At 38.8% G+C, this 18,710-nt stretch carries 18 protein-coding genes; 16 read left to right on the forward strand and 2 right to left on the reverse strand.

All coding sequences use genetic code 11. The annotated features are described in order from the left end of the window. Positions 1-89: 89 nt before the first annotated feature. The 5 genes from BUA02_RS12660 to BUA02_RS12680 all read left to right on the forward strand — a co-directional run bounded on the left by BUA02_RS12660 (position 90) and on the right by BUA02_RS12680 (position 4,325). Positions 90-497, forward strand: a complete 408-nt coding sequence (locus BUA02_RS12660) for a hypothetical protein (RefSeq protein ID WP_072704753.1) — start codon at positions 90-92, stop codon at positions 495-497. 16 nt (positions 498-513) lie between these two features. Further along, the gene (locus tag BUA02_RS12665) at positions 514-1,833 is read left to right on the forward strand and encodes an ABC transporter substrate-binding protein (RefSeq protein ID WP_072704756.1); all 1,320 of its coding nucleotides are present in this window, start codon (positions 514-516) and stop codon (positions 1,831-1,833) included. Next, complete coding sequence (locus BUA02_RS12670) at positions 1,833-2,747, forward strand: hypothetical protein (RefSeq protein WP_072704758.1); 915 nt, start codon at positions 1,833-1,835, stop codon at positions 2,745-2,747. Before BUA02_RS12665 ends, BUA02_RS12670 begins: the two co-directional genes overlap by 1 nt. A gap of 88 nt (positions 2,748-2,835) precedes the next feature. Beyond that, the gene (locus BUA02_RS12675; protein ID WP_071177121.1) at positions 2,836-3,219 is read left to right on the forward strand and encodes a BlaI/MecI/CopY family transcriptional regulator; all 384 of its coding nucleotides are present in this window, start codon (positions 2,836-2,838) and stop codon (positions 3,217-3,219) included. Beyond that, positions 3,216-4,325 (forward strand): M56 family metallopeptidase, encoded by a 1,110-nt coding sequence (locus tag BUA02_RS12680; RefSeq protein ID WP_072704760.1) that lies wholly within the window; start codon positions 3,216-3,218, stop codon positions 4,323-4,325. Before BUA02_RS12675 ends, BUA02_RS12680 begins: the two co-directional genes overlap by 4 nt. Before the next feature lie 49 nt (positions 4,326-4,374). Here the strand turns inward: BUA02_RS12680 and BUA02_RS12685 are convergent, their stop codons facing one another. Continuing rightward, positions 4,375-5,328 (reverse strand): hypothetical protein, encoded by a 954-nt coding sequence (locus BUA02_RS12685; protein ID WP_072704763.1) that lies wholly within the window; start codon positions 5,326-5,328, stop codon positions 4,375-4,377. Between the two features lie 176 nt (positions 5,329-5,504). Between BUA02_RS12685 and BUA02_RS12690 the strand changes: the two genes are divergently transcribed. From BUA02_RS12690 to thiI, 10 genes are all read left to right on the forward strand, one after another. Continuing rightward, positions 5,505-6,695 carry a pyridoxal phosphate-dependent aminotransferase gene (locus tag BUA02_RS12690; RefSeq protein WP_072704766.1) on the forward strand — a complete coding sequence of 397 codons (1,191 nt, stop codon included), beginning with the start codon at positions 5,505-5,507 and terminating at the stop codon, positions 6,693-6,695. A gap of 139 nt (positions 6,696-6,834) precedes the next feature. Beyond that, positions 6,835-7,398, forward strand: a complete 564-nt coding sequence (locus tag BUA02_RS15970; RefSeq protein WP_072704769.1) for a DUF6465 family protein — start codon at positions 6,835-6,837, stop codon at positions 7,396-7,398. A gap of 261 nt (positions 7,399-7,659) precedes the next feature. Further along, entirely contained in the window at positions 7,660-8,691 is a 1,032-nt protein-coding gene (hrcA, locus tag BUA02_RS12700; RefSeq protein ID WP_072704772.1) for a heat-inducible transcriptional repressor HrcA, read from the forward strand. Positions 8,692-8,734: 43 nt separating this feature from the next. Further along, positions 8,735-9,379 (forward strand): nucleotide exchange factor GrpE, encoded by a 645-nt coding sequence (grpE, locus tag BUA02_RS12705; RefSeq protein WP_330393343.1) that lies wholly within the window; start codon positions 8,735-8,737, stop codon positions 9,377-9,379. Between the two features lie 42 nt (positions 9,380-9,421). Then, positions 9,422-11,302, forward strand: coding sequence for a molecular chaperone DnaK (gene dnaK, locus BUA02_RS12710; RefSeq protein ID WP_072704775.1), 1,881 nt, complete (start codon positions 9,422-9,424; stop codon positions 11,300-11,302). Between the two features lie 119 nt (positions 11,303-11,421). After that, on the forward strand, positions 11,422-12,603 hold the full coding sequence (dnaJ, locus tag BUA02_RS12715; RefSeq protein WP_072704779.1) for a molecular chaperone DnaJ: 1,182 nt from the start codon (positions 11,422-11,424) through the stop codon (positions 12,601-12,603). A 79-nt stretch (positions 12,604-12,682) separates the two neighbouring features. After that, the gene (prmA, locus tag BUA02_RS12720; protein ID WP_071177112.1) at positions 12,683-13,720 is read left to right on the forward strand and encodes a 50S ribosomal protein L11 methyltransferase; all 1,038 of its coding nucleotides are present in this window, start codon (positions 12,683-12,685) and stop codon (positions 13,718-13,720) included. Beyond that, positions 13,720-14,472, forward strand: a complete 753-nt coding sequence (locus BUA02_RS12725; RefSeq protein WP_072704782.1) for a 16S rRNA (uracil(1498)-N(3))-methyltransferase — start codon at positions 13,720-13,722, stop codon at positions 14,470-14,472. The genes prmA and BUA02_RS12725 overlap by 1 nt, the downstream gene beginning before the upstream one ends. A 4-nt stretch (positions 14,473-14,476) precedes the next feature. Next, a complete protein-coding gene (locus tag BUA02_RS12730) occupies positions 14,477-15,634 on the forward strand; it encodes a cysteine desulfurase family protein (protein WP_071177110.1) in 1,158 nt (385 codons plus the stop codon). A gap of 14 nt (positions 15,635-15,648) precedes the next feature. Then, on the forward strand, positions 15,649-16,851 hold the full coding sequence (gene thiI / locus BUA02_RS12735) for a tRNA uracil 4-sulfurtransferase ThiI (RefSeq protein WP_072704784.1): 1,203 nt from the start codon (positions 15,649-15,651) through the stop codon (positions 16,849-16,851). Positions 16,852-16,956: 105 nt separating this feature from the next. Here thiI and BUA02_RS12740 read toward each other — a convergent pair whose 3' ends face one another. Further along, entirely contained in the window at positions 16,957-17,187 is a 231-nt protein-coding gene (locus BUA02_RS12740; RefSeq protein WP_013282005.1) for an HPr family phosphocarrier protein, read from the reverse strand. A 92-nt stretch (positions 17,188-17,279) separates the two neighbouring features. Here BUA02_RS12740 and mtaB point away from each other — a divergent pair, with 92 nt between their 5' ends. Then, positions 17,280-18,632 carry a tRNA (N(6)-L-threonylcarbamoyladenosine(37)-C(2))-methylthiotransferase MtaB gene (gene mtaB / locus BUA02_RS12745; protein ID WP_072704787.1) on the forward strand — a complete coding sequence of 451 codons (1,353 nt, stop codon included), beginning with the start codon at positions 17,280-17,282 and terminating at the stop codon, positions 18,630-18,632. Positions 18,633-18,710: the final 78 nt, after the last annotated feature.

Consider the following 18,710-nt stretch of genomic DNA (forward strand, 5'->3'; position numbering starts at 1 on the left):
ATCAAATAATATTGACACAATTATAATTAATGTATACTATTATTATTAATTGATAACCTATACTCGCAATAGAAATGATGGAGGGGGAAATGAGTGTAGAGAAAAAGGGTAAAAAGGTCGTTAATATTGCAATTTTAATCGGTATAATAGTGATTTTTTTGATTTATTTAATGTTTAGAATTCACATGGGGAATTCTGCTGAGATGCCGATTCGAGATGGGGATTTAGGATATGCAAATTATAAGCAAGAGATGGAACTAAAAAGAATGGTTGATGATGCACTTTCTGGTTATGTTTATCAGAATTGGGTGTATCCAGAGTATTACAATGATCAATTAAGCAAATTGGATATATTGGTCGTGTATGAAAAAGAAATTCCCAATGAACTAAAAGAATCCTTGAAAACAACTATTTCAGAGAATTATTTGATAGATAATGACTCTGTTGATATAGAATATATCGGCTATGATGTTTTTAGTAGTTCGCTTAGTAAATGATTTTATTAGAGGAAATATGAAAAAAAGTATATGTATAATTTTAGGAATTATTACTTTATTTTTGCTAATAACAGGCTGTTCAAAAAGTAATGTGAACAGCACAGGGAAAAAGCAGATTGTTTTGGCAATGGTATATGCAGATCAGGACACAATAAGAAAAGATACATTATTAGAAGATCAAATAGCTCTTTTTAATCAAAAGCACAATGAGTGTGAAATAGTAATAAAAAACTATTATAGATCAGATACACTTTTTGAAGATGGAGTAAATTTGATTGAGCGAGAAATTGTATCGGGAGAAGGTCCGGATATTATTGATTATCAATATGAATATAGTAAATCAGACATAATAGGGCAGTATACAGAAGATTTATACCCTTATATAGATGAAGATAGTGATTTGAGGGATTCATTATATATGAATATATTGGATTCCTTTGCTATAGATAAGAAATTATATGTAATCCCATTGGCTTATAGCCTTAGTACATATGTAGGAAGAAAATCAGAAATTGGCAATGTTGAAAATTGGGATTTTAAAACGATGCTTGATACTTTCGACAGACTTGGGAAAAAGTATCCAATGGGTTATAACACCAAAGCTTCTATATTTGGAGAGCTTTTATATGATTCATTTGACGATTATATTGATTGGGAAAATGGTAAAAGCTTTTTTGATAGTGAAGAATTCAGGAGTATGGCAGAGTTTGCCAATACTTTTGATTATGAGTATAACCAAAATATGAGTTCGTTTGAACTGGAGGACTGCGTAGTTCAATCCATATATATAGCTAATGTGTTTGATACTGCTATTGCAGAAGGTGAAATGCAAACGAGTGATGTAGTATATGCAGGATATCCAAGCAAAACAGGATGTGGGACACTAATTACACCTGGTTCAGATACTATGGCCATAAGTATGGCTAGCAAGAATAAGGAATATGCGTGGGAATTTATTAAGCAGCTACTTCTTCCAGACTTTCAGGAAAAACTGAATAATCGAGTGTCTTTATCGGTAAATAGAGATGTCATTAATTCGCAATTAGATAGAGCCATGAAAGTTGAAATGGAAAATGGTAAAGATGTTGTAAAAGAAACATATTGTACTAGTTACGAATTTGAGCGTCTGCCTATATATTCAATAACTGAGAAGCAGCGAGATGATTTTGTTAGACTAGTAGAAAATGCGAGGATATCTTCTACTAATGATGGGAAAATATATGAAATTGTCTGCGAAGAGATGGAAGGATACTTTGCAGGCCAAAAGTCTTTAGATGAATGTATAGATAATATTGAAAATAGGGTGTGGATTTATATCAGCGAAAAGGGAAAATAATGAATAATGGACAGAAATGTGGCATTTTGATAGGTGCGGTTCTTATTATTTTGATGTCATTGTTTGGATTAAGTATTCTTCGGAATAAAGGCAGTATTTTAGCAGAAGAAAGATATGCATACGATCGAGAAGGAACGCAAAAATCGGTTTTTGCTTCAAATGGCGAGGTGGCTTATCTTTGCTGCTGTAAAGAAGAAAAATTTTATTTGTACTATGTGGATAAGATGGGATTCAGAAAATTACCATATTTTTGCGGTGGCAACGAAAGAATAATTCGTATGGATGTAGATGACAGTGGCCAATGTAGCTTGCTAATATATGGCTCTGAAAATGAACTTGTAGATGGTCATTTATTGAGCACTATTACGGATGCAGATGCAAGAATAGATGTGATTGATTCATACGGAAACATTGTAAAGCGTTATGATGGGAGTTTTTTTCTTTCTAGTACCAATATACCTAGTAGTTTTATAACTCACGATTCAATGATATATGCCATGAATTGTGATGGCGAGGCAACTATCGTCAATATGGCAACTGGTAGTGTTGATAAGCTTCCTGCTGATGGAACGGTATCAGCAGTGGATGTTTTGGATAACAGAGTTGTTTTGACATACTATAGTAATGATAGTAGCTACTATCAGGAACTATCTCTAGATGGGAAAATACAGAAAAAGATTAAGTTGCCTAAGAGCAATTGTAAATATGGTATTTGCAAAATTGTAGGTGATGATGTGTATTTATACAATAAAGACGAGGGGGTATTTAAGTGTAGAAATAGCTCTAACAAAGTTCAACGAATCGAGAAGAGCCCCAAAAATGAGAAAGGTATAGGCTTTGGGGCGAATAAAATATGCATGATAGCTGAGGAAAATGAAGAATATATATTTCGTTTTTTGACTTTGAACAGTTGAACATAAAAGAAAGAATCAAGAAGGGTTGACTGTATAGAAATGAAGTGTATCATTGTAATTAAGAATATTCGTTATTTAGGAGAACAATATGTACCTTACGCAAAGCGAGATGGAGATTATGCATGCGTTCTGGCAGGAAGATAGGTCAATGTCGTTAAATGATTTGATATTGGCTAGCCCTGACAGATGCTGGAAGGACCGATCAGGTTTTTCGATAATAAACAGTTTGATAACTAAGGGCCTTCTAAAAGAAGATGGATATGTTCATAGCGGGAAGACAATAGCTAGAACATTTTCGCCGGTGATTAGTTATACAGATTTTATGATAGGACAGCTCAACTCTTTTGAAGGTAAGATTGAAGTGCCTCAATTAGTATCGCATCTCTTAGGCGAAGGTGATGTTGATGCAAGAGATATTAAAGAACTAGACAGGATGATTTCGGACAAGAAAAAGGAACTTAAAGATAAATGATACAATTTAGTCTTTGGTCTTTATTTAATGCAATTGCTTTAGGAACAATTTTTATAACATTATTTCATTTTGGAATATGTGCTAGAGAAAAGGCGATTAAAGATGCTATAACTCCGTATATTACTCTGCTATTGTTGATTGTAATCAGGGTGATACTTGCATTAGACTCGGATGCTTTTCGCGTGATTGGTTCAAAAAGGATACTTGCTACATTTAATGATTTGTTACAAATCACTTTTGGGCGTGATTTATCAGTTGGGAAGGCTCTGGCTCTTTTGTGGTTTGTTGGGGCTATAGTATCTATTTTTTTGTGGATTATTTCTGTAAAAAAGGATATTAAAAAGTCAAAATATATAAGGGAGTGTGCGAGCAAACTTCCTAGAAGGCAAGCGTATATTGCAGATAGAGCAGGGTTAAAAGCAGACAGCGTATTTCTGACTGACAAAGTTGATGAAGTAATTACATTTGGAATAAAAGAATATTCACTTTTTCTTCCTAAAACTAAATATTCTGACATAGATCTTTACAATATTTTTGTTCATGAAGCGGCACATATTAAGCATAAAGATATTAGAAATAGAATGCTGTTACATGCTTTTTGCTGCATCTTTTGGTGGAATCCATTTTTTAGATTGTTTGAGAAAGATTACGCCGTTCTTATGGAGTATCGATGCGACGAGAATGCAGTTAAGTCATATACTCTATCTGAAAAAATTAGTTATGTTGAAACTTTGAAAAAGATGACAATTGTGAAGCTTGATTATTGTTATAGATATATGGAAGCAGGATTTGCTATTGCGTCAAGAAAATCGACACTGGTATCAAGGGCGGATAGAATCTTGGATGATTCGAAAAAGGATTTAAAAAAGACTGTTGGCATAATTGTGCTGGAGCTTTGTTTGTTCTTGCTGTCATATTCTGTCATATTTCAGCCACATTATGACCCTCCTGCAATAGAGGGTGAAGTAATTGTTGATAAAACAACTGCTTATTTGGTAAGAGAGGGAGAAGGCTGCAGAATTTATATTAATGGGGAAGACTGGGGATTTGTGCCCAAAGAAGATTTAAAAACTAAACCATATTGTAGATTGGAGATAAGAGAGTGAAGAAAGTATTTTGCGAAGCTATATGCGTAAGCATATAGCTTCGTTTTCATTATTTAGATACAGCAGGTCTTGGCTTATTGACCTGGATGATCTTTGAGGCTTCTAAGTTTCTGAGGAGTAACAGCCTTACTTTTCCCTGGTATTCTGGCTTTACCATGTAGTGGCAGTAGGTCTCGATAAGTGAGAAAAGATTTGCTGTTCTTCCTTCAATCTTAAAGTTGTTGATTCCCATTGGTATATATTTTTCCCAGATAAGCTCTGGTGAAATATGAGTTGAATATTCCTGGATGGTGTAGATGCAGTTCTTATCACCGTATTCACAAGTCCAAGGAATGATATGCTTTCTCTTTTCGGGAGGAAGCGTTCTGTTTTCCATTATTATTTTCTGATTAAGGGCGATGTTCTTGTAGTGATCACCGCGGCGCTTGCAATCTGGAACGCATAGAGCGTTTACAAGAACTTCAAGCTTTTCTTTGTGATTGATATTCTCAATGATGTCCCACTTGTTATTCATATTGTAGTCAAGGACTACATACTTATAGTCTTTTTCGAGTTCCTCATTAAGAGCGTCCACATCACGGATCTCTTTGCAGGTTGTGGAATCAATCTTGTAGGAAGGATAGTTGGTTCTGATGAATTCTTCCAAAAGAGGTGAGAATACCAGAACTTCATTTTTACCATTGTCACCGGCCTTCAAGCAGAAGTTACAGAAAGGGTCCCGGAGATCTTCCTCAGTAATGAGGGGATTTGTGAAAGTGAAACGAACAGGAATGCCCTGAGAGTTAATGCTCTTTATTACATTTTCTACAAAGGCTCTGTCACATTGGTCGTTATCTATAAGCCTTCCGCCGTTCCAAAGTGAAAAAGGAAAGCAACCAAAAAAAGATGCTATTTCAACACCTTCGCGGAAGTAATGAGGATACTGTTTTAATAAGCTAAGCCAGTACATGTTAAGCGGATAATTGTAACGAAGTCCTGGCAGATGAAACTTTACTGAAGCCATTTGAAACCTCCCAAATACCGATAGTTCTTTACTTTTTTACTATACTTTTTTTGTCAGAAATCTTCCAACCAAATCTTGCTAGAAGGTTTCGAACTATTGCTAAACTTTAGTACTGTGAATCATTGAAATAATGTGCTATACTGTTTGTCAAAGGTTTTTTAATCAGGAGGTTGGGTATGATAAATCAGCAGTACAAAGATATGCTTGGAGCAAAGTCAGTGATCAGAGAGCTGTCAGAATATGCAACAGCCAGAGGAAAAGAAATAGGCTACGAGAATGTCTTTGATTTTAGCCTTGGTAATCCAAGCGTGGAAGTGCCAAAGGAATTTACAGAAGAAATGATAAGACTTTTGGAGACAGAAAACACCATGACTCTTCATGGATATACTCCTAGTCTTGGTAATCAATTATATAAAGAAAAGATTGCAGAGTCTTTAAATAAACGCTTTGGAATGAACTATGGCCCTGAGCATATTTTTCCTACTACAGGAGCTGCAGGCGCTATATCACACGCAGTACGCGCTGTCACAAAACCTGGTGACGAGATGATTGCTTTTGCACCATTTTTTCCTGAGTACAGACCATATATAAATGGCGCAGGAGTTGAACTAAAAATTGTTCCTGCTGATACCGAAACTTTCCAGATCAACTTTGATAAGTTTGAGGAAATGCTCACAGATAAGGTTATGGCAGTTCTTGTTAACACGCCTAACAATCCTTCAGGTGTAGCATATGGAAAGGCAACTTTAGAGAAGCTTTCTTCTATATTAAAAGAAAAGTCAAAGGAATATGGACATACTATTTTCCTTATTTCAGATGAACCTTATAGAGAAATCGTATTTGAGGGTGCAGATTCCCCATATGTTTCTAAGTTCTATGACAATACACTTAGCTGCTATTCATTCTCAAAGTCTCTTTCACTTCCTGGTGAGAGAATTGGATATGTGGCGGTTAACCCAGCATGCGAGGGAAGTGATATTATCGTTCCTATGTGCGGACAGATTTCAAGAGGCACAGGACACAACTGTCCTCCATCCATCATACAGCAGGCTGTTGCCAAGGTTTGCCACATGACAGCAGATCTTTCTGTATATGAGACCAACATGAACATTATCTATAGCACTCTTAAGGAGCTTGGATTTACTGTGGTCAAGCCAGATGGAACCTTCTATATCATGCCAAAGGCTTTAGAAGAGGATTCTGTTGCATTTTGCAAAAAGGCCAAGGATTACGATCTGATATTTGTGCCTGCTGACGGATTCGGTGCTCCCGGATACTTCAGAATGGCTTATTGCATTGACACTGACAAGGTGAAAAGAGCCATGGATAGGCTGCGTCAGTTTGTAGAGGAAGTGTATAAGGCTTAAATGTTGATTTAATCGACATTTTTTGTTTCTAAATCCGTTGACAATGGGGGTTAATGGGAGTAAACTCTATTTCGAAAAGACTTTATTGTTTTAACGAGCTATATTAATCAAGTGTGATTTTTTGAGGAGGAGACAAGAAATGGCCGAGATCAAGAAAACAGAGACATCTGTAAAGCCTGTTGCAACAATTAAGACTCCAGTAGCTGCAACAGCAACTAAAACACCAGAAGTAAAGGCAGCAGCTCCAGCAGCAAAGCCTGAAGTTAAGAAAGCAGAGGCTAAGAAGCCAGCTGCTAAGAAACCAGCAACAAAGAAGCCTGCAGCTAAAAAGCCAGCTGCTAAGAAGGCTGAGCCAAAGAAGGCAGAGGCTAAAAAGCCAGCAGCAAAGAAAACTACTACAAAGACAGCTGCAAAGAAGCCTGCTACAAAGACTACTGCAAAGAAGACAACAGCTAAGAAGGCTCCAGCAAAGAAGCCAGTAGCTAAGAAAACAGAGGCAGTTCAGGTTTCAATTGAGCTTCAGTATTCTTACAAGCACATTCCTTATGAGAAGATCGTTGAAGATTCAAAGAACAACTTCGCATATGAGATGGGCGGAAATGTAAATGATATCAAGAAGCTTAGCATTTACGTTAAGCCATCAGAGGATGCAGCTTACTATGTAGTAAATGATAAGGTTCAGGGAAGAATTGGACTTGAATGATCTTATATAAAACAGGATTGCCCTCCACGAAATGTGGAGGGCTTTTTTGATGCACAAGACCGGCAAGCGAATGGATGCTTGCATACAAATTCATTTGCTGTAGATTAATACATTTTTTATAAAAACCCATGTTGACATCAGTCTAAGAAAGTTGTATTTTAAGTTACAGAAGATGTTAGCACTCAAATCGAGTGAGTGCTAACACTTAAAAATAGATACCATTCCAATGAATTTAACCGGTGAATACAGAGGAAGGGCGATATGGAACTAGACGAGAGAAAAAGAAAAATACTTCATGCAATCGTTAAGAACTACCTTGAAACAGGAGAACCTGTTGGTAGCCGTACTATTTCCAAGTACACAGACTTAAATCTTAGTTCTGCTACTATTCGAAATGAGATGGCTGACCTTGAGGAGATGGGACTTATTTTGCAGCCTCATACATCTGCAGGTCGTATTCCTTCAGATCAGGGATACAGAGTATATGTAGATGAGATGCTCAGGGACAAGGAAAAAGAAGTAGAGAACATGAAGGAAATGCTCCTTGATAAAGAGGAGAAGCTTGAGAATCTTCTTAAGCAGGTAGCTAAGACACTGGCAGTTGATACCAACTATGCCACAATGATCTCAGCTCCACAGATCAGGAAGAACAAGCTTAAATTCATGCAGATATCTAAGGTTGATGATGAGCATCTTTTGGCAACCATTGTACTTGAAGGTAATGTCATTAAGAACAAGATCATTCCTGTAGAGGAAGTGCTTGATGAAGCTACAATGCTCAAGCTCAATATTCTCATGAACACTAGACTTGATGGTCTTGCAGTTGAGGATATCAATCTGGGACTTATAGCTAATGTCAAACAGGAAGCTGGCATACACAGTGAGATCATAGGTAATGTCATTGATGCTGCAGCTGAATCGATTACAGCTGATGAGGACCTTCAGATATATACAAGTGGAACTATGAATATTTTCAAATATCCAGAGCTTACAGATTCCACAAAGGCAAGCGAACTTATAAGTACATTCGAGGATACCAAAGATCTTTCAAGTATCGTTGAGGATACCTTATCATCCGATTCAGAAGAGACTGGCATTCAGGTTTATATAGGTAATGAAACTCCTGTTCAGGCCATGAAGGATTGTAGCGTAGTAACAGCTACTTACGAACTTGGCGATGGCATGAAGGGAACAGTTGGAATTATCGGACCAAAGAGAATGGACTATGACAAAGTTATTTCTACTTTGAAGAATATGAGACATGCGCTGGATGATCTTTACAAGAAAGAGTAGCGCATATTTATATAGATGATTTACGAATTAGGAGGCATTTACATTGGGTAACAAAGAAAATAAAGAAGTTCATGGTAAGGCCAAGAAGCCTGTAAGTGAAGCAGATAAAGAAGTTCTTGAGAACATCATGGAAGAACTTGAAAAAGAAGCAGAAGAAAAAGAAGAAAAGGCTGCAGAAGAAACTGCTTCTGAAGAAAATGTTACAGAGGCTGAGGCAGAAACTTCTGAGGAAACTAAAAAAGAAAAGAAAGATCCTTTAAAAGAGAAGATCGATGAACTCAACGACAAAGTCATGAGACAGATGGCAGAGTTTGAGAACTTCAGAAAGAGAACAGATAAAGAAAAGGCACAGATGTTTGAGCAGGGACAGGCTAATGTACTAGAGAAGCTTTTACCTGTTGTCGATAATTTCGAGCGAGGACTTGCAGCAGTTCCTGAAGCGGACAAAGACGGAGCCTTTGCAGACGGTATGAACAAGATCTACAAACAGCTTATGAAGCAGCTTGAAGACCTTGGAGTAACCCCAATTGAAGCTGTGGGAAAAGAATTTGATCCAAATCTTCATAATGCAGTAATGCAGGTTGAAAGCGAAGAGTATGAATCAGGAATGGTTGCACAGGAACTTCAAAAGGGATATATGTTCCACGAAACAGTGCTTAGACATAGCATGGTTGGTGTTAGTCAATAAAGTTTAAAACTATCAGATAATTTAGGTATGGAGGAAAGAAAAATGAGTAAGATTATCGGTATCGATCTTGGTACAACAAATAGCTGCGTAGCAGTTATGGAAGGCGGAAAGCCTACAGTTATAGCAAACGCAGAAGGCGCTAGAACAACACCTTCTATCGTTGCTTTCACAAAGAATGGTGAGAGGATCGTTGGTGAGCCAGCTAAACGTCAGGCAGTTACAAACGCTGACAACACAATCTCATCAATTAAGAGAGATATGGGTACAGACAACGGTCGTACAATTGACGGAAAGAAGTACTCACCACAGCAGATCTCAGCTATGATTCTTCAGAAACTTAAGGCTGATGCAGAGCAGTATCTTGGCGAAAAAGTTTCAGAGGCAGTTATCACAGTTCCTGCTTACTTCAACGATGCTCAGCGTCAGGCTACAAAAGATGCAGGTAAGATCGCTGGTCTCGAAGTAAAGAGAATTATCAACGAGCCTACAGCAGCAGCTCTTGCTTATGGTCTTGATAACGAAAAAGAACAGAAGATCATGGTATATGACCTTGGTGGTGGTACATTCGATGTATCAATCATTGAGATTGGTGATGGCGTTATCGAAGTTCTTTCAACAAACGGTGATACACACCTTGGTGGTGATGACTTTGACCAGGCAATCATCAACTGGATGGTTCAGGACTTCAAGAATAAGGAAGGCGTTGATCTTTCAGGTGATAAGATGGCTATGCAGAGACTTAAGGAAGCTGCAGAGAAGGCCAAGAAGGAACTTTCATCTTCAACAACAACAAACATCAACCTTCCATTCATTTCAGCTGGAGCAGATGGCCCTAAGCACTTCGATGTAGATCTTACAAGAGCTAAGTTTGAAGAGCTTATCCATGATCTCGTAGAGAGAACAGCAATCCCAGTACAGAACGCTATGAAGGATGCTGGTCTTACAAATGCAGATATCGGAAAGGTACTCCTTGTTGGTGGATCAACTCGTGTACCTTGCGTAGTAGAGAAAGTTAAGCAGCTCACAGGTCATGAACCTTCCAAGAACCTTAACCCTGATGAGTGCGTAGCTATCGGTGCTTCTATCCAGGGTGGTAAGCTTGCTGGTGATGCTGGTGCTGGTGACATTCTTCTTCTTGATGTAACACCTCTTTCACTTTCAATCGAGACAATGGGTGGTGTTGCTACAAGACTTATCGAGCGTAACACAACAATCCCTACAAAGAAGAGCCAGGTATTCTCAACTGCAGCTGATAACCAGACAGCCGTTGACATCAACGTTCTTCAGGGTGAGAGACAGTTCGCTAAGGACAACAAGTCACTTGGACAGTTCAGACTTGATGGAATCCCTCCAGCAATGAGAGGAGTACCTCAGATCGAAGTTACATTCGATATCGATGCAAACGGTATCGTTAACGTATCAGCTAAGGATCTTGGAACAGGTAAGGAGCAGCACATCACAATAACAGCTGGTTCTAACATGTCTGATGAGGATATCGATAAGGCTGTTAAAGAGGCTCAGGAGTATGAGGCTCAGGATAAGAAACGTAAAGAGGGTATCGATGCTCGTAATGAAGCTGACTCATTCGTATTCCAGACAGAGAAGGCTCTTCAGGATGTTGGCGACAAGATCGATGCAGCTCAGAAGCAGACTGTAGAAGATGATATCAAGGCTCTCAAGGAAACTCTTGAGCAGACTAAGGATAAGGAGCTTTCAGACAGCGAGATCGATTCACTTAAGAGCCAGAAAGAGAAGCTCATGAACGATGCTCAGGCACTCTTTGCTAAAATGTATGAGAGCGCTCAGGGTGCAGCTGGTGCAGCAGGCCCAGATATGGGTGCTGGCGCAGGTCCTGATATGGGCTCAGCAAACACATCAAGCAATGATGACAATGTTGTTGATGGCGACTACAGAGAAGTTTGATCTTAATAAGTCAGAATTAATAAAAGTTTTATAATACAAATAGCCAGGCGAGCTTTTCTCGTCTGGCTATTCAGAGTATACTGATTCTAATTGACAGCGATATAAGGTTGAGGAGTAATATGGCAGAACAAAAGCGCGACTATTATGAGGTCCTTGGTGTCAGCAAAAGCGCATCTGAGGAAGAAATCAAAAAAGCATATAGAGTACTTGCTAAGAAGTATCATCCAGATATGAATCCTGGCGATGCAACAGCAGCTGAGAAATTCAAAGAGGCTTCTGAGGCATATGCCGTACTTAGCGATCCTGAAAAGAAGAGGCAGTACGACCAGTTTGGCCATGCTGCATTCGAAGGAGGCGCTGGCGGATATGGTGGATTCGATTTCAATGGCGCTGATTTTGGAGATATCTTCGGTGATATATTTGGAGATTTCTTTGGCGGTGGAAGAGCTCGTGGCGGTGCCAGAACAGGCCCATCTAAGGGAGCTAATATAAGAGCCAGCGTTAGAATTACTTTCCTTGAAGCTGTATTTGGCTGTGAAAAAGAATTAGAGCTTACAATGAAAGATCCATGTCCTACATGTCATGGAACAGGTGCTAAGCCAGGAACATCAGCTGAGACTTGTCCAAGTTGTGGCGGTAAAGGACAGAAGATACATATGCAGCAGTCATTCTTTGGCACCATTCGTAACGTTCAGACATGTCCTGAATGTGGAGGAACTGGTAAGGTAATTAAGGATAAGTGCCCAGACTGCCGTGGAACAGGATACATTGCGACTAGAAAGAAAATCTCAGTTTCTATTCCAGCAGGTATAGATAATGGACAGAGCGTAAGACTTCGTGAAAAAGGTGAGCCAGGTATTAATGGTGGACCTAGAGGAGATCTTCTTGTAGAAGTTATCATTTCTGATCACCCAATCTTCCAGAGAGATGGCTACAATATCTATTCAATGGTACCAGTATCATTTGCAATTGCTGCTCTTGGTGGAACAGTTCTTATTGATACTGTTGATGGAAAGGTTGCATATGATGTTAAGCCAGGAACCCAGACTGATACAAAGGTAAGACTTCGTGGAAAGGGCGTTCCATCACTTAGAGATAAGGATACAAGAGGAGACCACTACATAACACTTGTAGTTCAGGTTCCTGAGAAGCTTTCTAAGGAAGCCAAAGAGCTCCTTAAGAAATTTGATGAAAAAACAGGAGATTCACTTACAGCAGCTGAGCGTATGATGGAAGCTGACGGTAAAGACCCGGAAAATGATGGTCCAGGAGGCAAAAAGAAAAAGGGTTTTTTTAAGTAATCTTAATATGATACAATACGCGTGAAGCAGAGACAAAATTCTGCTTCACGCTTTTGTGTGATTAAAAGGAGCTAAAATTATGAAATGGATGCGCTTTAGAGTTCGTACAAACGAAGAATCAGAAGATATTATCGTAAGTTATTTAGAAGATATTGGATTAGAGGGTGCTCAGATTGAAGACAACGCACCACTTTCTGCTGCAGATAAGGAGCAGATGTTTATTGATGCGCCTGAGCTTGAGCCAGATGAAAAGGATACAGGAATTGAGGCTGGCGCAGCATATCTTAATTTCTTCCTTGAAATAGATGATGAGAACATGCTCACTGTTGAGATGCCAAATGATGAAGGAGAGTATGTTAAGGTCAAGAAAACTCCAGAACAGATGCAGGCAGAGATCAAGGAAAAGCTTGATGAACTTAAGTCTTTTTCTGATATAGGTGATGGCACTATTTCTGTAGATGTTACAGAGGATATTGATTGGATCAATAACTGGAAACAGTACTTCCATAAATTTTATATTGATGATATACTTGTAATTCCGTCATGGGAAAAAGAGAGTAATGAGGACTCTGAAAAGGCAAATATGGTTCTTCATATTGATCCTGGAACTGCCTTTGGTACAGGTATGCATGAGACAACTCAGCTTTGCATCAGAATGCTCAAAAAGTATGTAACTTCCGACACTGAGCTTTTGGATGTAGGAACAGGTAGCGGAGTTCTTTCAATCCTTTCACTCATGTTTGGAGCCAAGCATGCAGTAGGAACTGATCTTGATAAATGCGCAGTTCCAGCTGTAAAAGAAAATATGGAAAACAATGGAATTGCACCTGAGAAGTTTGACATGATGATCGGTAATATCATTGATGACAAGAATATTCAGGATGCAGTTGGCTATGATAAATATGACATTGTTGTAGCAAATATTTTAGCCAATGTACTTGTTCCACTTACGCCTGTTATCACGCATCAATTAAAAACAGGTGGTATTTATATAACCTCTGGTATCATCAATACCAAGGAAGAAGAGGTTAAGAAAGCACATCTTGATGCTGGTCTTGAGATTCTTGAGATTCATCATCAGGGAGATTGGGTTTCAATCACTTCGAGGAAAAACTGATGTATCATTTTTTTGTAGACAGTTCACAAATAACACCTGATTGCAAAAGGGTTGAGATCACTGATAGCGACTACAATCACATAGCTCATGTTCTCAGAATGAAAGTCGGAGAGCAGTTTTCAGTAAGCATACGTGAGGAAGAGGAAGGCAGAGAACTCTTTTACGAGATAGAAGAAATAACTGACAGTGCTGTCATTGGTAAGCTTTGCTTTATAGAGGAAGTGGGAAATGAGCTTCCTTCCAAAATATATCTTTTTCAGGGACTTCCAAAGGTTGATAAGATGGAGCTCATTATTCAGAAGGCTGTTGAGCTGGGAGCTTTTGAGATCGTGCCTATGTCCACTAAGAGATGTATCGTCAAGCTTGATGAGAAAAAGGCTGAAAGCAAGGTAAAACGTTGGCAGGCTATTGCAGAAGCAGCAGCCAAGCAGAGTAAACGTGCAATTATTCCTAATGTTCATATGCCTATGACCATGAAGGAAGCTGTTCAATATGCCAAGGATATGGATGTTAAGCTTATTCCTTATGAGATGGCTGAGCATATTGATGAGACCAAGAAGATAATTGAAGCTATAAAGCCGGGGCAGAGTATTGCTGTGTTTATAGGACCAGAGGGCGGCTTTTCTGAGCAGGAGATCGACCTTTGCAATGAGAATGGAATAAAGCCTATTACTTTAGGTAAGAGAATATTAAGAACTGAAACTGCGGGATTTACAATAATCTCGTGGCTTATGTATCATCTTGAAGGATAAAGAAATGGAAGCTTATTTAGATAATTCGGCAACTACAAGAGCTTACGATGAAGTGGCTTCACTTGTTGCCAAGATAATGACAGAAGAATATGGAAATCCATCCAGTGTACATCACATGGGTATGGTATCTGGTGAGAGGCTCGCACAGGCGAGAGAAACTATAGCAGCTACATTAAAGGTTGAGCCACAGGAGATATTATTTACTTCTGGAGGAACAGAATCAGATAACCTTGCGTTGATTGGTGTAGCCAAGGCTAATAAATGGCGTGGCAAGCATATAATAACAACTGCTATCGAACATCCTGCGATTCTAGAGACTACTTCAGCTCTTGAAAAGGAAGGTTTTGAGATAACATATCTTCCAGTTGATGAGACAGGCGTGGTTCAGTTAGAGGACTTAAAGGCAGCTCTTAGAGAAGACACTATACTTGTTTCAATGATGTTTGTTAACAATGAGATAGGTTCGGTTCAAAAGATCCAGGAAGCTGGTGAACTTATTAAGGCATATAATTCCGATATCTATTTCCATGTGGATGCCGTTCAGGGATATGGCAAATTTGTCATTAGACCAAAGAGCATGAAGATTGATCTGTTGTCTGTTAGCGGACACAAGATCCATGGACCCAAGGGAATAGGCTTTTTGTATATCAAAAAGGGAACCAAGATCAATCCTATCTGCTATGGCGGTGGACAGCAGAAGGGTATGAGATCAGGAACAGAGAATGTGCCTGGAATTGCTGGCCTTGCTCTAGCAGCCAAGATGTGCTACGAGAACTTTGAGGACAAGCAAAGCAAGCTCTACGAGCTTAAAGAGTATCTCATAAATTCTCTTAATGAGAGGCTTTCAGATATAAAGGTAAATGGACCAGCATGCAGAGAGGGAGCACCACATATTGTCAGTGTTTCAATAAAAGGACTTGCAGCAGAGACAGTTCTTAACATGCTTAGTAGCAAGAATATATACGTATCTGCTGGATCTGCCTGCACATCCAACAACCCACATATTTCAGATACGCTTCAGGCCATTGGTCTTGAAAAGGATTTGCTTGAATCCACAATTCGTATTAGTATGTCATTTATGACTACCAAGGAAGAAATTGATTACTTTTTGGATACGCTATGCTCACAGGTTGAGAATATGCGTAAGTTCTACCGTCATTAAAGAAAGAGGTTTTTATGCAGTATCATGCTTTTGTAATTAAGTATGCCGAGATCGGAGTAAAAGGAAAGAACAGATATATCTTTGAAGATGCACTTGTTAAGCAGCTAAAGAGAGTGCTTGCTAAGTGCGATGGCAGCTTTAATATTTCTAAGGTTGCAGGTCGTATCTATATTGAAGCAGAAGGCTTTGATTTTGATGAGACTGTATCACAGCTTCAGACTGTATTTGGAGTAACAGGAATCTGCCCGGCTGTATCTATCGCAAGAGATGGAGAGAACCATCTTCCAGATGTTGATGGAGTAGCTAAGGCTGTATTAGATTTTATTGATGGCGTGTATCCTAACAAGAACAAGACATTCAAGGTTAAGTGCAGAAGAGTAGATAAGAGCTATCCTGTGGACTCTATGGAGATGGCAGCTGAGCTTGGTGGCAGAATACTTTATGCATTCCCAGAGATGAAGGTAGATGTTCATGATCCTGAGATCCTCATAAACGTTGAGCTTAGAGAGAAACTAAATATCTTCTCTGAGATCATTCCTGGACCAGGTGGAATGCCAATAGGAACAGCCGGTAAAGCGATGCTTCTTCTTTCAGGCGGAATTGATTCACCTGTTGCTGGATACATGGTTGCAAAAAGAGGTGTTGAGATCGAAGCTGTATATTTCAATGCCCCACCTTATACAAGTGAGAAAGCCAAGCAGAAGGTAATCGACCTTGCTGGCGTTATTGCAAAGTATACAGGTAAGGTTAAGCTTCACGTTATCAACTTTACTGACATTCAGATGTATATCTATGAGAAATGCCCACATGATGAGCTTACTATCATCATGAGAAGATATATGATGAGAATTGCAGATATTCTTGCTCAGAAGTCAGGTTCTATGGGACTTATCACTGGTGAGAGTATCGGGCAGGTTGCATCACAGACAATGCAGAGCCTTATGTGTACAGGAGAGGTAGTAACAGACATTCCTGTTTACAGACCGCTCATTGCTTTTGATAAACAGGATATTGTAGATATTTCATACAAGATTGATGCTTACGAGACGTCTATCCTTCCTTATGAGGATTGCTGTACTATTTTCGTTGCTAAGCACCCTGTTACTAAGCCAAGAGCTGATATCATCAGAAAGCATGAGGAGAATCTCGTAGAAAAGATAGATGAGCTTATGCAGACTGCTCTTGATACTGACGAAGTTATTGAGATTACGAGGTAAAAACCTCAGCAAGTGCTCTGCGCTGGGATTATCAAAAAAAGACCATCTTAAAATGAACTTTTAAGATGGTCTATAATAATCTTTTAGATGGATCTAATCCAAAGATTAGATCATGTAAGGCTTCAAAATCTCGAGAACCTCATCTGCGCCGTCTTCTGCATGGATGTTAAGATCAATAGGCTTAGAAAGATCTAATGAAAAAATACCCATAATAGACTTAGCGTCGATAACGTATCTTCCTGAAACGAGGTCGAAGTCATAATCAAACTTCGTAATATCGTTTACGAAAGATTTTACCTTATCGATAGAATTTAAAGAAATTTTTACGGTCTTCATTGCGCAAATACCTCCTTCTTTTCTTTATAGTAAACGGAGTAACTGCAAAAGTCAATGACTAACCCTAAACAAAATAAGAAAGAAATGCCTTTATGCAAAATAACGTTAATGGATTAAAGGTTGCAATGCACAACCTAGGATGTAAAGTAAATAGCTATGAAATGGATGTTATGAGTCAAAAACTCCAGGAACAGGGAGCTATAATCGTGCCTTTCGAAGAGAAGGCGGACATCTATATCATAAACACCTGCACAGTTACTAATATTGCAGATAGAAAATCAAGACAGATGCTCCATAGATCCAAGAAGGAGAATCCTGATTCTATAGTTGTTGCAGTTGGATGCTATGTAGAGACAGGTCTTGATGGCGTCAAGAAGGATGAATGCATTGATCTTGCTATCGGAAACAACAAGAAATCAGAGATAGTAGATATATTAAATGAGTTCATCGAAGCCAGGAATGAAGTTATAGATAAGACTCTTTTTGGTAGTACCATAATTGACATCAACCATACTAATGAATACGAGAGTATGACATTAAAAGAGCTTCCGGAGCACACAAGAGCCTATATCAAGATCCAGGATGGATGTAACCAGTTCTGTTCATATTGCGTCATTCCGTACGCAAGAGGAAGAGTAAGAAGTAGAAATATGGATGAAATCCTGAGCGAGATCGAGGGCCTTGTTAAGAAGGGCTGCAAAGAAGTGGTTCTTACAGGTATTCACACAAGCTCTTATGGTATAGATTTTGGTAAGGCTCAGCTTATTGATCTTATTGAAAAGATAAATGAAATTTCGGGAATAGAGAGAATAAGACTTAGTTCATTGGAGCCAAGGATCATAACTGAAGAAAATGCAAAGAGATTGGCAGCCATTGATAAGCTTTGTCCACATTTCCACTTATCACTTCAGAGTGGATGTGATTCAGTCCTCAAGAGAATGAATAGGCATTATACAGCTGATGAATTTAGAGAAGGCGTAAGACTATTAAGAGAAGCTTTTGATAAACCAGCTATCACTACAGACGTTATTGTAGGATTCCCTGGTGAGACAGAGGAAGAGTTTGAGGATTGCCGCAAGTTTGTAGAAGAGATCCAGTTCTATGAGATGCATGTATTTAAGTACTCTCCTAGAAAAGGAACTGTTGCCGCAGGAATGCCAGATCAGCTCACGGACAAAGAAAAGTCCAAGAGAAGTGAAGTGCTTCTTAACATGACAAGGGAACATTCCAAGGAATATAGAGGTAAGTTTATCGGAACAGAGCTCACAGTTTTGTGGGAAGATGAAGAAGAGATTGGTGGTCAGACTTATATCATCGGACATACTGACAGATATGTCAGAGTTGCACTGCACGTTGATGATAAAGAGAACTACAAAGCTAGTACTGGAGCCATTTCTACAGTTGTTCCAACAGCCTTCCTAACTCCTGATACATTGCTTATTTGAATTAGTTAGTGTACAATTATTTTTGGAGTATATTGAGCCTGTGTGCTTTTTAAAATAAAAAAATACGAATGGAGAGAT

Source organism: Butyrivibrio hungatei DSM 14810, from assembly GCF_900143205.1.
GTDB lineage: Bacteria > Bacillota > Clostridia > Lachnospirales > Lachnospiraceae > Butyrivibrio > Butyrivibrio hungatei.